Source organism: Peptoniphilus sp. GNH (genome assembly GCA_021307325.1).
Classification (GTDB): domain Bacteria; phylum Bacillota; class Clostridia; order Tissierellales; family Peptoniphilaceae; genus KA00134.
In genome coordinates this window covers 624,183-638,511 of record CP089931.1, presented here as the reverse complement: position 1 = coordinate 638,511, position 14,329 = coordinate 624,183, and the positions used below count along the sequence as shown (strand labels likewise).

Annotated in this window: 15 protein-coding genes; 14 read left to right on the top strand and 1 reads right to left on the bottom strand. The window is 36.1% G+C overall.

Features of this window, described 5'->3' with window-relative positions; genetic code table 11:
- From LV469_03335 to LV469_03270, 14 genes are all read left to right on the top strand, one after another.
- A complete protein-coding gene (locus LV469_03335; protein ID UHR03340.1) occupies positions 1-387 on the top strand; it encodes a septum formation initiator family protein in 387 nt (128 codons plus the stop codon).
- A 9-nt stretch (positions 388-396) separates the two neighbouring features.
- Positions 397-2,742 (top strand): PASTA domain-containing protein, encoded by a 2,346-nt coding sequence (locus LV469_03330; GenBank protein UHR03339.1) that lies wholly within the window; start codon positions 397-399, stop codon positions 2,740-2,742.
- A 9-nt stretch (positions 2,743-2,751) separates the two neighbouring features.
- Positions 2,752-3,708, top strand: coding sequence for a phospho-N-acetylmuramoyl-pentapeptide-transferase (gene mraY, locus LV469_03325; GenBank protein ID UHR03338.1), 957 nt, complete (start codon positions 2,752-2,754; stop codon positions 3,706-3,708).
- Positions 3,709-5,004, top strand: coding sequence for a UDP-N-acetylmuramoyl-L-alanine--D-glutamate ligase (gene murD / locus LV469_03320; protein ID UHR03337.1), 1,296 nt, complete (start codon positions 3,709-3,711; stop codon positions 5,002-5,004).
- Complete coding sequence (locus LV469_03315) at positions 5,004-6,149, top strand: putative lipid II flippase FtsW (protein UHR03336.1); 1,146 nt, start codon at positions 5,004-5,006, stop codon at positions 6,147-6,149. The genes murD and LV469_03315 overlap by 1 nt, the downstream gene beginning before the upstream one ends.
- Positions 6,146-7,255 carry an undecaprenyldiphospho-muramoylpentapeptide beta-N-acetylglucosaminyltransferase gene (murG, locus tag LV469_03310; protein ID UHR03335.1) on the top strand — a complete coding sequence of 370 codons (1,110 nt, stop codon included), beginning with the start codon at positions 6,146-6,148 and terminating at the stop codon, positions 7,253-7,255. Before LV469_03315 ends, murG begins: the two co-directional genes overlap by 4 nt.
- Positions 7,245-8,033 carry an FtsQ-type POTRA domain-containing protein gene (locus tag LV469_03305; GenBank protein UHR03334.1) on the top strand — a complete coding sequence of 263 codons (789 nt, stop codon included), beginning with the start codon at positions 7,245-7,247 and terminating at the stop codon, positions 8,031-8,033. The genes murG and LV469_03305 overlap by 11 nt, the downstream gene beginning before the upstream one ends.
- 107 nt (positions 8,034-8,140) lie before the next feature.
- On the top strand, positions 8,141-9,208 hold the full coding sequence (gene ftsZ / locus LV469_03300; protein ID UHR03333.1) for a cell division protein FtsZ: 1,068 nt from the start codon (positions 8,141-8,143) through the stop codon (positions 9,206-9,208).
- Between the two features lie 45 nt (positions 9,209-9,253).
- Positions 9,254-9,715: a transcriptional regulator NrdR gene (nrdR, locus tag LV469_03295; protein UHR03332.1), complete on the top strand. Its 462-nt coding sequence runs from the start codon at positions 9,254-9,256 to the stop codon at positions 9,713-9,715.
- A 4-nt stretch (positions 9,716-9,719) separates the two neighbouring features.
- Positions 9,720-11,030, top strand: coding sequence for a replication-associated recombination protein A (locus tag LV469_03290; protein UHR03331.1), 1,311 nt, complete (start codon positions 9,720-9,722; stop codon positions 11,028-11,030).
- A gap of 335 nt (positions 11,031-11,365) precedes the next feature.
- Positions 11,366-11,878, top strand: coding sequence for a folate family ECF transporter S component (locus LV469_03285; GenBank protein UHR03330.1), 513 nt, complete (start codon positions 11,366-11,368; stop codon positions 11,876-11,878).
- The gene (locus LV469_03280; GenBank protein ID UHR03329.1) at positions 11,871-12,239 is read left to right on the top strand and encodes a metallopeptidase family protein; all 369 of its coding nucleotides are present in this window, start codon (positions 11,871-11,873) and stop codon (positions 12,237-12,239) included. Before LV469_03285 ends, LV469_03280 begins: the two co-directional genes overlap by 8 nt.
- 2 nt (positions 12,240-12,241) lie before the next feature.
- Positions 12,242-13,060: a DnaJ domain-containing protein gene (locus LV469_03275; GenBank protein UHR03328.1), complete on the top strand. Its 819-nt coding sequence runs from the start codon at positions 12,242-12,244 to the stop codon at positions 13,058-13,060.
- The gene (locus LV469_03270; protein UHR03327.1) at positions 13,057-13,299 is read left to right on the top strand and encodes an RNA-binding S4 domain-containing protein; all 243 of its coding nucleotides are present in this window, start codon (positions 13,057-13,059) and stop codon (positions 13,297-13,299) included. The genes LV469_03275 and LV469_03270 overlap by 4 nt, the downstream gene beginning before the upstream one ends.
- Before the next feature lie 61 nt (positions 13,300-13,360).
- On the opposite strand, the gene LV469_03265 is transcribed toward LV469_03270, so the two are convergent.
- Entirely contained in the window at positions 13,361-14,257 is an 897-nt protein-coding gene (locus LV469_03265; GenBank protein UHR03326.1) for a DMT family transporter, read from the bottom strand.
- Positions 14,258-14,329 lie beyond the last annotated feature (72 nt).

Sequence of the window (14,329 nt, the reverse complement as noted above, 5' to 3'; positions counted from 1 at the left end):
ATGCAAAACAACGAATACAAAATTAAAAAAGAAAATAAAATAAAAAACAGATTAATTTTACCGATATCAGTGCTAATATTAATTGTTGCAATACTATCGACTATAATGTATGCTCATCTTACGAATTTAGATAGAAAGATTGCGAGTCAAGAAGCTGAAATTTCAGAATTGAAAAAGAACAAATTATCCCTCGAGGGGGAAGTTGTCGGCATAAAAAGCTCAAGCGAGATTGCTGAGGAAGCCATGTATAAGCTTGGCATGGTCTATCCTAGCGATGATCAAATAATCTACATAGAGCTTGATAATGCAAAAGAATCAAAAGATGTCAATCAGAACGTTTTTCTAAGTCCTGTAATTTCAGTTTTAAAATCATATACTAAAGATTAGGTGGATATGTTGAAACTATTTAATAGATTTAGAAATAAAAAGAAAAAGTCAGACAAGGGAAGCAATAAAAAAAGTTTTTCAGCAAATGCAAATAGAAAAATAATTTTTATCCTGGTTATTCTGACTTTTTTAATTGTTGTGATTTTTTCAAAATTATTTTATTTGCAAGTCCTTGTTTCGGACAAGTACACAAGACTTGCCCTTAGACAAATTACAGGAACTGAGGTCTTAAACTCTGAAAGAGGAATAATTTACGACAGGAATTTAAAAGAGCTGGCCCTTAATGTGGCATGTGCTGACGCTTATTACAATATGGATCCGGATGCCAATCCTAAAAATGACAAGGAGAGTTTATCGGAATACGAAGCTAGATACAAGTCTGACTTGGAAGCCGATGCAGAAAAAATTGCTGCTATATGTTCGGTAAATAAAGAAGAACTATTAGAGAAGATGAAGGGTGAAAAACCAGTAAAAATCCTCTCTGATGTCGAACGCTCCAAGACCTTAGAGCTTAGAGATGCTGGTATAAGAAGGCTTTCTTTAGAAGATAAGATGAAAAGATCTTATCCTTACAAGAACTTGGGTTCTCATGTCATTGGCTTTGTAAATGATGAAAACATAGGCCAATACGGAGTTGAATCTGGCTTTGATAGCATACTAAGCGGCATTTCTGGGAAAATTTTCAAGTACAGACAAGGGGGAGGCGGTCGTATTCCGCTTACAGATCAAGAGACCTTTGCACCTAAAGAGGGACTTTTTTTAGGCCTTACCATGGATATAAATATCCAACAAATAGCTGAAGAAGCGGCAAGAGAAGCCAAGGCAAGATTTTCTGCAGAAAAAGTATCCATAATAGTCCAAGATACTCAAAACTCAGAGATTTTGGCTATGGCTAATATAGATGACTATGATTTGAACAAACCAAGAGAGCCACAAACACCTGAGCAAAGAGAAATTTGGCCTGAGCTTACAGATCAACAAAAGGTGGAAATGTGGTTTAAAAACTGGAGAAATTTTGCCGTAAATGACATATATGAACCCGGTTCTACTTTTAAACTTGTGACGGCTGCATCTGCCATAGAAGCGGGCACTTCTTGGCCAGATAAGACTTACTATTGTACTGGGGCCATAACAGATATACCTGGTGTAAAGAGAATAGGTTGTACTTGCACAATAAGGGGAGCCAAGACCATGGCACAAGCCTTGGAACAATCTTGTAACATTTCCTTTGTGCAATTGGGAAGAGAGCTTGGCAGACAAAATATGCTCCATTTCATAAGGGCCTTTGGGTTTGGAGAGAGAACTGGAATAGAGCTTCCTGCCGAGGAAAAAGGAAAGATTCCAGCAAGTGTTGAGGCAATAGGACCTGCAGAGCTTGCCACCTTATCCTATGGACATGGTATAGCTTGTACACCGCTTCAACTTATAAATGCAGTTTCTGCAATTGCCAACGGAGGAGAATTGAATGTGCCGAGAATCGGAAAGACTTTAATGGATGCTGATGGCAACGTCATAGAGACTTTTAAAACACAAAAGGTAAGGCAAGTGATTTCAAAGTCAACCTCCAAGACCATGCTCGGACTTATGGAAAGAGTTGTCCTAAATGGTACTGGTAAGAGGGCCAAGGTTGATGGATATAGAGTCGGAGGAAAAACTGGTACTGCAAATATGATATCAGAAAATGGCAATGGATATGCTCAAGGCAAGTATGTGGCTTCTTTTGTGGGTGTTGCTCCTATAAATGATCCCAAGATAACTGTACTTGTAGTCGTAAAAGATCCGCAAGGCCTAACCCATGGTGGTACTGTTGCTGCGCCATATGGTTCATATGTGATTGGAAAAACTCTTTCTTATTTGAAGGTCCAAAGGACAGAAGGCATAAATCAACAAAAAGATGCCAACCTCGTTCAAGTGCCAGATGTTTCAAACTTGTTGATTCAAGATGCTGGCAAAGCACTTGTGACAAGGGGCTTGAAATTTAATGTGACAACTGAAAATTCATCTGGAACATCTGTTGTCAAAGGCCAATCTGTTGAGGCTGGAGCCTATGTAAAACAAGGCACGATAATAGATCTTGAAGTGGAAAACAACATGGGTAGCGATAGAGTAATGCCAAATTTAATAGATAAGACCAAGGAAGAGGCTATAAGTATTTTAAAAGACTTAAAAGTAGAGTATAATGCAATAGGTGAAGGCATTGTAAAATCACAAACTCCAAAAGCGGGCAGTGTATTAAATAAAGACACTATGGTGGATTTGGAATTTGATTCTGAGGATAAGGCGGATGAGCTGATAAAAAAATCAGGCTCAAAGGGTCTTGTTAAAGATGCCGGAAAAGATGACATAACAGACTAGAGGAGAAAGATGAATTTTAATGATATTTTGCCGGGGCTTTTTGCCTTTGGTGTGGCCCTATTAATAGGACCGATGATAATAAAATGGTTAAAAACTTTGCACGCTGGGCAATCGATAAGAGAAGAGGGCCCCAAGTCCCACTTAAAAAAGGGAGGGACTCCCACAATAGGCGGACTTATCTTCCTTTTTTCCAGCACATTGAGTTTGCTAGTCTTTAGACTTTTAGACAAAACAGGGCTTTTGCTTCTTTTTTCGACTATGATATTTGCCCTAATAGGTTTTATTGATGATTATATAAAAGTAATAAAAAAAAGAAACTTAGGACTTACGTCCAAGCAGAAGTTGATTCTTCAAATTATTGCTAGTTTATTAGTGATAGGAGTTCACAATTATTTGTTCGAAGATCCTACTAGCATATATATTCCGATCATAAATAAATATTGGGATATGTCCTTATTCTATATACCTTTTATGCTTTTTGTAGTGGTGGGGACAGTAAATTCAACCAATTTGACAGATGGCTTGGATGGACTTTCATCTTCTGTAACCATTGTTGTAATGATTTTTTCTTGCCTTTTGGCTCAAAAGTTGGGAGACGAGAGCACAAAAAACTTTTCGATAGTATTTGCCGGAGGACTCTTGGGATTTTTGGTATTTAATGCCTATCCAGCGAGAGTATTCATGGGAGATACGGGGTCTTTGGCCCTGGGCGGTGCTGTATCTTGTATATGTATGATTTTAAAACTGCCCTTATTACTTCCTATCTTGGGAGCTGTATATTTTTTAGAAACCCTCTCTGTAATAATTCAGGTTTTAGTATTCCAAAAAACTGGCAAGAGAGTTTTTATAATGAGCCCCTTGCATCACCACTTTGAGGGCAAGGGTTGGAATGAAAAAAAAGTAGTCAGATATTTTTGTATGGCAGCTATTGTATTTGGAATTTTGGCATATTTGATGGTGAAGTAAATGAAAAAGAATGTACTTGTTGCAGGTTTAGGAAAGACGGGCAAGGGAGCTGTTGAAGCTCTTAAAAAACAAAATGAATATTCTGTATATGTTTATGACGATAAGTTAAAAGATGAATCAATTGACATGGCAGATTTAGATGGGGATTTAAAGTTTGAATTTTGCATAAAAAGTCCTGGAATCAAGCCTGATTCGCCCCTAGTAAAAAAACTTGAAGAAAAGAATATCAGAATAATATCAGATGTGGAATATTTTCAAGAGATTTCTGCTTGTAAAAATTTTATAGGAGTAACTGGCACAAATGGCAAGACTACTTGTGTTGAGCTTATAACGTCAATCTTATCTAAAAAGAAAAAAACTTATCTAGTTGGCAATGTGGGAGAAAGTGTGTTTTCTGCTATGGATGCTCAAAAAGACGATTGGGTTGTGTGCGAGCTTTCCAGCTTTCAGTTGGAATATACTGAGCATCTAAGGCCAAAAATTGCCCTCATAACAAATATAACTAAAGACCATATTGACTGGCACAAAAATTTTGAAAATTATAAAAATGCCAAGTACAAAATTTTTCAAAATATGAAAAATGGCGACTACCTTATCTTAAATGGAGAAGACGCTATTTTATCTATGATATACACTAAAAAGTGTGGAGTCTATTATTTTGCTAAAAGAGACTTGGGACTTCCAGGAGTCTTTGTAGTAAAAAAGGATATAATTTTTAGAAGTTTTGATTTCGCAGAAGAAAAAATAATGACAACAGATGAAATCAAAATACCTGGTGGGCATAATGTAGAGAATGTCTTGGCATGTGTAATGGTGGCACTTGCAGCAGGTATAGACAAGCAAACTATAAGAGAAGCGGTTTCTGAGTTTGAGGGAGTAGAACACAGAATTGAGTTTGTAAAAGATAATGGAGTCAAATACTACAATGACTCTAAGGGCACAAATCCCGACTCGACAATAAAGGCTCTAGAATCCTTCAATAGTCCTATTATTTTGCTGGCAGGAGGCTATGACAAAAACTCAGACTTTGACTTGATGATGAATTCGGCAAGGGGCAAAGTTAAAAAGATGCTACTTATGGGAGCGACTAAAAACAAATTAGCCCAAGCGGCAGAAAATGCTCAAATAGATTATGAATTCGTAGAAAATATGCAAGAAGCTGTCAAAAGAGCCAAGGAGCTTGCCAAAGAAGGGGAAATTGTTTTATTATCACCAGCGTGTGCTTCTTGGGACATGTATAAGTCCTATGAAGAAAGAGGAAAAGATTTTAAAGATATAGTAAACAAGGTGGTTTAATGAAAACCTTAAGAAAATTCTCGGAGACCTTAAAAAATGTTGATAGAGGTCTCCTTTCTGCAACAATTATATTATTGCTAATAGGTATCATGTCAGTTGCATCCGCATCCTGGCCCAGAGGTGTCATAAAACACAAGGGAAACGGATTCTATTATACCGATAAGCAAATCAAGGCTATGATTTTGGGCTTATTTGCTGTTATTTTTATTTTAAAAGTAAAGATGTCTCTTATAAAAAAAGTTGCCTTTCCTGCATTTGTGATCACAATTCTCATGATTTTTGCACTTTGGATACCGGGACTATCTTCTGAGGAGTACGGCCAATCCAGATGGCTCATACTAAGACTTGGCTCAAGAGCTATAAGACTGCAACCGTCAGATTTTCTAAAGATAAGCGCCATTATGTATTTTGCAAAATATTTGGAAGATAAGAGAAAAGATATAGGCAAAAAAGAAATATTTATAAGTATCTTGTGCTTTATGGGACTTTGTGTTGCTCCGGTAATGACAAAGGACTTTTCGACAGCACTTGTAATAGGAGTTAGTTTGAGTGCGATGTTTTTAGTAGGTGGTATGAAGCCTTACCAGTTTGTTGTTTTGACAGGACTTGCTCTTGGACTGGTGCTTTTTATCCTATTTAAGGATGATGCATTTAGAATAAAGAGAATTTTGGACTTTTCTTCGGCATCTTCGGGCGACATTTCAAACATGGACTATCACACCAAGCAATCAATATTTGCAATTGCTATGGGTGGCATACTGGGAGTAGGATATTTTAGATCAAGACAAAAATATTCCTATCTTCCCTTGGCGCACAATGACTTTATATTCTGCATAATTTGCGAAGAGTTTGGACTTGTTGGAGGAGCCATGACCTTGGGACTTTTTGCATATTTTACTTATAGGGGACTGCGCATTTCATTTGATTCGCAAAGCCTTTATGAGAAATATGTTGGAGTTGGAATAACAAGCTATATAGCAATCCAAGCTATCTTTAATATGGGGGTAACGACGGGGATATTTCCTGTAACAGGAATCACTCTGCCCTTCATATCCTATGGAGGAACTTCCTTGCTTTCAACCTTGGCATCGACTGCTCTTCTTTTGCGAATATCGGCGAATAATAAAAGGAGGACTATGAATTGAGATATATAATTTCAGGTGGCGGAACAGGAGGTCATATTTATCCGGCTCTTGCCATAGCTAAAGAAATCAAAAAAAGAGATGGATCAAGCCAAATATACTATGTTGGCAAAAAAAACTCTCTAGAAGAGGAACTTGTAAGTAAGGCGGGCTTAGATTTAAAATTTCTTCCTATAAATGGAGCAGGTCTTCCAAGAAAGTCCTTGAGTTTAAAAACTTTAAAATCAATAGCCCTGCTTATTGTAGGTCTTATAAAAGCTGCCCTTATAGTAAAAAAAGTTAGACCAGATATAATTATTGCAACTGGAGGCTATGTTTGTGCCCCCATAACCATGGCAGGACAACTTATTGGGGTAAAGAGTTTGATACAGGAACAGAATGCTTATCCTGGAAAGACTAATAAACTTCTTTCTAAAAAGGCAAATGCAATATGCCTAAATTTTGAAGAAGCTGAAGAATACTTCCCCAAAGACAAAATTCTCGTAACAGGAAATCCCATAAGAGAGGAATTTTCTCATGCAAATAAAGACCTTGATAAAAAAAGTCTTGATTTTCAAATAAAAAAGCCCATGGTGCTATCTTTTGGAGGATCTGGCGGACAAGAATCCACCAATGATGCCATACTTGATATGCTAAAAAAACATGAATTGGATTTTTTCCTTTTGCATATAACGGGGAAAGAACACTATCAAAAATTTATGGAGCTTTTGGGAAGTTATAAAAACGAAAACTTAAAAATACTGGATTATTCTCACCAGATACCAGAACTTTTACCCTTGGCTGATTTGGTAATAGCATCATCTTCAGCAATGACACTTGCAGAGATTTCAGCGACTGGACTGGCATCAATTTTGATACCCAAGGCCTATACAGCAGGAGACCACCAAAGTTACAATGCGAGGTCTTATGAGAAAGCTGGGGCAAGTGTTGTAATAGAAGAAAAAGATTTGAATGGAGATGTGCTTTATAATAAGATTCAATCAGTTTTAAAAGATGAAAAGAAAAAGAACGAAATGGGCGCAAACTCTAAGAAAATGGCATCTCCAGATGGCGTAAAAAAGATTGTAGATAAAGTGTTTGAACTTATAGGAAATAAAAATGGATTTTAAAAATGAAAATAAGCCCTTGCAAGAAGATCTTCAAGCTAGAATTGATGAAAGAAAAAGAAAGCTTGGAAAGAAGATTTTTATAAGAAGATTTATCTTGATTTTGGCGGCTTTTATAATAATTTTTTTCATATCTAAATATGCAGGAGCCTTCAATGTCAAAAATGTAAAAATTTCTGGCAATCAAAAGACAAAAATTGAAGATGTGGTAAAAAAGGGAAACATCAAGACTGGAGCATCATATTTTACATTTGCTGGCAAGGCTGCAAGAAAGAATATAGAAGACCTACCCTATGTAAAAACTGCCAAGATAAGTTTGATTCCGTTTGGACCGGTAAAAATAACCATAAAGGAGAGGGTGCCAGTATCTCAAGTAGAAGATCAGGGTAACTATTATTTGCTTGATGACGAGTACAGAGTCCTTGAAAAAATGGAAAGTCCAAAAGAAGAGCTCCCCATAATAGAAAATGTGGACATGAGCAAGGAAAAAATTTCGGATTTTCTCTTTACGGAAAATGATCAGACAAAAAAACAATTCTTATTTAAAATATTTAACAACAAGGACCTAAAAGGCGACTTGGCAAGAATAAAATTACAAGAAGAAATGCCGGAAGTCACAAGTAAGTCAGGTATAAATATAATATTTGGGACTTATGACAATCTAGATTACAAGCTGCAAGTCTTAAATAAGGTTTTAGAAGATGTGAGAGCTACAAAAAAAGCAGCTGAAACTATTTATTTGAACAAGGGACCTAATCCAGTTTTAGTATTAAAGAGATGAAATTAGACTTAAATACGCTTGTTATATTGACTATTAGAGAATTTGTTTATAAAATACTATATATATGATACTTAGCTAAAAATGAGAATTGATATAGGAGGAAAAGTATGTTGGATTTTGACATGGACTATGACGATTTTGCAAAAATCAAAGTAATTGGCGTTGGCGGCGGCGGAAGCAATGCTGTGAACAGAATGATTACCGCTGGAGTAAAAGGAGTTGAATTTTTTGCTGTAAACACAGACAAGCAAGCCCTAAAGGGCTCACTTGCAGAAAATAAAATTCAAATCGGAGAAAAGATCACTAAGGGACTCGGAGCAGGCGCTAACCCTGAAATTGGAGAAAAATCTGCTGAAGAAAACAGAGATGAAATAAGAGAAGCTCTTGACGGGGCTGATATGGTATTTATAACAGCTGGAATGGGTGGCGGTACAGGCACTGGTGCTGCACCTACAATTGCAGAAATAGCAAAAGAAATGGGCGTGCTTACTGTCGGAGTTGTGACAAAACCATTCACATTTGAAGGTTCTAGAAGAGCTAAAAAAGCAGAAGCAGGTATAGCAGAATTAAAAGACAAGGTAGACACACTTGTAATAATTCCTAACGACAGACTACTCATAGTTTCAGACAAGAAAACAAGCTTCCTCAAGGCTTTTGAAATGGCTGATGATATATTAAAACAAGGTATTCAAGGCATCTCGGACTTAATTTCAATTCCAAACTTAATAAACTTGGACTTCGCCGATGTCAAGACTATCATGTCTAACAAGGGTATAGCCCACATGGGAATCGGCATAGCATCAGGAGATGATAGAGCAACAGAAGCTGCAAAACTAGCAATAAATTCACCACTTTTGGAAACTTCAATAGAGGGAGCTAAATCTGTACTTATAAATGTAACTGCAGGAAACGATTTAGGAATTTTTGAAGCTAATGAAGCAGCAGACTTGATAAGAAGCTATGTTGATGAAGATGCCAACATAATCTTCGGAGCTGGAATAGATGAAAGCTTGAAAGACCAAGTTAAAATCACTGTAATTGCCACAGAGTTTGATGAAGAACCGGGCAGTGGATTAAATGGCAACAAGCCAAGAAGAGCTAACTTAGACTTGGATGTTGATAGCGACAATCCCGGAGATTTGAGAATCCCAAGCTTCTTAAGAGGCAGAAAATAAAGCATAACCTCCGCAAGTCGGAGGTTTTTTTTATAGGAGATAAAAATGAGATGCCCTTTTTGTAATTTCGAGGAGTCCAAGGTAATAGATTCAAGACCGACAGACGAAGGCTCGACTATAAGACGTAGAAGAGAATGTATTAAATGCAAGGAGAGATTCACCACTTATGAAAGGGTCGAAGAAAGACCCATAATAGTTATAAAAAAGGATGGCACAAGGGAATCCTTCGATCAAAATAAAATCATAAGAGGGATGTTAAAGAGTGGAGAAAAAAGGCCAATTAGTTTAAAAGAGATAGAAGATGCGGCAGATGAAATAGAAAAATCAATCTCCAACTCTATGAAAAAAGAAATCTCATCCAAAGAAATTGGCGACATGGTAATGAAAGAATTAAAAAAATTAGATGATGTCGCCTATATAAGATTTGCTTCGGTTTACCGAGAATTTAAAGATATAGAAAGCTTCGTAAGCGAATTGGAAGACATAATAAAAGAAAAAAAGAGGTGATAGCATGGATTTATTTTCCATGGGCATGGAAAATAATCTTAAAAAGACAGCTCCACTTGCTCAGAGGATGAGACCAAGAAATTTACAAGAGTTTGCGGGTCAAGAGCATATCCTTGCGCCGGGTAAGTATCTTTATAGGGTTATAAAATCAAAAATCTTGCCATCAATGATTTTTTATGGACCACCAGGAGTGGGAAAGACGACCTTGGCAGAAATAATTGCTGAGATGAGTTCTAAAAATTTTCACAGGCTTTCGGCTGTGACTTCCAATCTAAAAGAGTTGCGTGAAGTTTTAGAAGAGTGCCAAAGAGACTTGGAACTTTCTGCTAGAGGTTCAATCTTGTTTTTGGATGAAATTCACAGATTCAACAAAACGCAGCAAGATGCTCTACTTCCATATGTTGAAAAGGGAATAGTAATCTTGATAGGGGCTACAACTGAAAATCCTTATTTTGAAGTCAACAAGGCCCTCTTATCCAGATGCAAAATAATAAATTTAAAAGAACTTGGAAAAGAAGATCTTATAAAAATTTTAAATACTGCCTTAGAAGACAAGGATAGAGGACTTGGCAGATATCAGGTAGAGATAGATGAGAGTGCCAAAGAATTTTTGATTTCAAGAAGTTCGGGAGATGGCAGATATCTTTTAAATTCTTTGGAGTTGGCTGTCTTATCCACAGATAAAAGTGAATATGGCACAATAAAAATTGGAATAGATGACTTAAAAAATTCCTTCGAGGATAGAAAACTTTCCTACGACAAGCAAGGAAATGATCACTACAATATAATCTCTGCCTTTATAAAATCTATGAGAGGTTCAGATCCTGATGCGGCACTAATCTATTTGGCTGCTATGTTAGAATCTGGAGAAGACCCTAAATTTATTCTAAGACGCATGATAATATTTGCATCGGAAGATATAGGCAATGCCAATCCCCAAGCCTTGCAAGTCGCTGTTGATGCCTTTAGGGCCTTTGAAATTGTTGGTATGCCAGAGGGTAGACTCATCCTAGGACATGCCTGCACATATCTTAGCTCATCACCCAAGTCAAATGCCTCATATCTAGCGATAAATAAAGCTATACAAGCAGTTTTGGAAAAAACTTTTACAATACCAGCACACATAAGAGATCCGAGAGATCCAGCAACGGATAAGGACTTGAGAAAGGACTACAAGTACCCTCACGATTATCCTGGAGCTTATGTAGATCAAGTTTATATGCCGGATGAATTTGCTGGCAGAAAATTTTATGAACCAAAAGATCAGGGACAAGAAGTTATAATATCTGAATATTTAAAAAAATTAAATAAATGAAAATACGAAATATTTATTTTAGAATCGACACTTTTAAAAGATGGTGTCGATTTTTTTAAAACTTTTTTAAATAAAGACTAGGGATATATAATCGTATTTTATAAAGTAAAAAATATTTGAAAAGAAATAAATTTTTCATAATGTAAATTTTTAATCTATATAAATAATTAGAAATCTTTGTTTTTACAAAGAGTTTAAGAATATTTTTAAAGAAAATAAAAAGTGAGATTAAAATGTTAAAAAAATGTATCCAAGCTTACTAAAATATATTAAAATTGAAGCTGATAGGCAATCGGTAAAAGACCTATGGTATAATGTAGACTATTGGAGGAGACATGAAAAATACTAAGAAATTAACTTTACTAGCACTATTTGTTGCTCTGCACATTGTTGTCAATTCATTTATAACAATTCCAACTCCCATGAACAGATTTGGGCCAAGCTTTCTTGTAACCGCTCTTGCAGCTGCTTTATTTGGCCCCTGGGGAGGCGCCTGTGTTGGTGGATTGTCGGATTTTATAAGGGCAAATATAATGCCACAAGGGGGCTCATATTTTCCAGGCTTTACTTTAACATCTGCCTTGGCAGGTTTTATTTATGGAATCTTTTTTTACAAGAAAGAAATCAAGCCTTGGAGAATGATTGCGGGATCTCTTTTGGTTGATTTGGTTCCAAATTTTTTAATTAATTCTTTTTGGATATCTAAGCTTAGAGGTATCACATATTTTCAGTCTTTGATGACTAGGATGATACCTTCCGCCTTTCAAGCCCAACTTAAATTGATTGTCATGCTCTTAATATTTGGCAAATTAGTTGAGCTTGCGAGAAAGAAAATCATAAATGATTGACATACAAAGAGCCGAGGAACTCTTGGCTGAGCTTATTGATGAGTTGCCTGATGGCATTTTGCAAGGCTTGAATGGCGGCATCTTGCTTTCAGATGAAGAAAAAATTCACCCCGAATCCAAAGAGGGTGATAAACTTTTAATTTTAGGTCAATATATAATTTCAAATTTAGGATCTCAGATTGTAATATATTATGGTTCTTTTGAAAGTCTTTTTTGGTATTATGACGATGAAGCTTTTAAGGATAAGCTGAGGGAGATTTTGCATCATGAACTCACACATCATCTGGAATATTTGGCAGGCGAAAATGATTTAGCCATAGATGATATGATTTTTATGGAAAAGTACAGAAATGAGAATTGATAATGAATAAGATAATAGGTTATTTTTATAAGGGAATTGGAAAATTTTTTGATTTTATTTTTTCCGGACTAATATTTGTAGTCAATATTTTATTGAGCATATTTAGTTCAATTAGACAGGCCTTGATGGCGATTTTGTCCATAGGTGGATGTTTTATTATATTTTTATTTATTAATCCTTTTTTCTTTTATTATCTTTTAAAAAGGCCGATTTTGTTGATACTCATAATATTTTCTTTTTTGGCACCTATCGTGGGGACTATTTCTCTTACTTATTTGCAATATGTGCATTATATGGTGACGGAATATTTTTATGATAGGGCAGACTACTATTTGCTTGGTCGCAAGAGAGCCTATGACAAGATGGGTTCCTATGGACAAAAGTATTGGCAAAAGCTGGAGCAAGAGAGATTAAGGGAGCAGGAGAGAAGGAGAAAGGCTCAAGAGGAAGCTTGGAATCAGAGATTTGAAAATTTCGAACGTGGAGGCTTTCACTTCGAATTTTATAACTTTGAGGATTTCTTTAACCAAAATTTTGAAAATCAATCTGGAAGTTTTGGCGGACAGAACAATGCTTCTGGTCAGGCTTTTGGTCAGGACTTCATCAGATCTTATGAAGATGCGTGTGACACTTTGCAGGTGGCTTATGATGCTGATAAATACGCCATTAAGCTTGCTTACAGAAAAATGGCCAAAAAGTATCATCCCGACTTGAATAAGGAAGCTGGTGCCAAGGAGATGTTCCAAAAAGTTGGAGCAGCTTATGAATTCTTGAATGATTCCAACATTGAAAGATATAAAAATATAAAGGGTAGATCATGAGATTAGATAAATTTTTAAAAAATTCTAGGATAATAAAGAGAAGAACTCTAGCCAAGCAGGCTTGTGATGGCGGAAGAGTTAAAATAAATGATAAACTTGCCAAGGCAGGCGACGAACTAAAGATTGGGGATATTATAGAAATCGCTTTTGGAAATGGTACCTTTAAATGCCAAGTATTGGATTTAAAGGATATTGTCGGCAAGTCTGGAGCAGAGGACTTGTACAAAGTAATTGAATAAAAAAGCACTCCTATTAGAGTGCGAGTTTTATCTCCTCACCAGAAAAATGGTGAGGAGTTTTTTATTTATTTGCAAAATAATTGGTTCCTATGACCCCCACTAGGGTAATTATCATGCCTATTATGTGGTAGGAATGGACAGCTTCACCCAAAAATGCCATGGCACCCAAGAGGGATATTATGGGGCAAAGATTGGTAAAGACTGATACCTTTGACACTTCAAGATGGGCAAGAGAGAAATTATTTGTCCATGATGTGAAGTAAGTGGCTATACAACCAAGCATAAACATGGCTAGGAAAAATTTTGGATTTGCCAAGAGCATAAAGTTAAAAGCATCGGCATTTTTCATGTGATAAAAAATCGAGATAAGAGAAAATACAACAAATCCAATCAGGGTTATAAAGCTTGTCATTTCGTGGGAATCATACTTATCCTTTAGCTTTCTTGGAAGGACTATATTAAAAGATAGAACAAATGACGACAACAGAAGGAGCAAAGTGCCTTTGGGATTGAAGCTTATTGAGATTTTGGACCCCATATAGGTCATGTAAACTACTCCTAGTACACTTAGAACAATGCAAATTTTTTGAATGAAGTTGGTCTTTTCTCCAAGCATTATGGACGAGAGAATAATTGCAAAAATTGGCGATAAGGCCTGGATAATGCCGGCCTCTGTTGCCGATGAATACATAAGTCCCAGTCCTTGTAAGAGCAAGAAAAGCACAGGGAAAAATATGGCTAGGGGCATTAAATCTTTAAACATCTGTTTGGAGAGTTTAAATTTATTTTTCATAAAAGGATTTACCAAAAATACACTTATAAGTGCCAAGAAAAACCTAAATGTCAACTGATCGTAGGCATTGGTCATCTCGAGAGCTATTTTTACAAATACGACCGAGAGGGCAACTATAATGGTTTGGATAATAGTTAAGATATAGGCGAGAGTTTTTTTATTCATAAGACCTCCATACACTTTAAGTATATATTATTAGCTCCTCAAACAGAAGTTTACTTGTGAATCTTTATGATA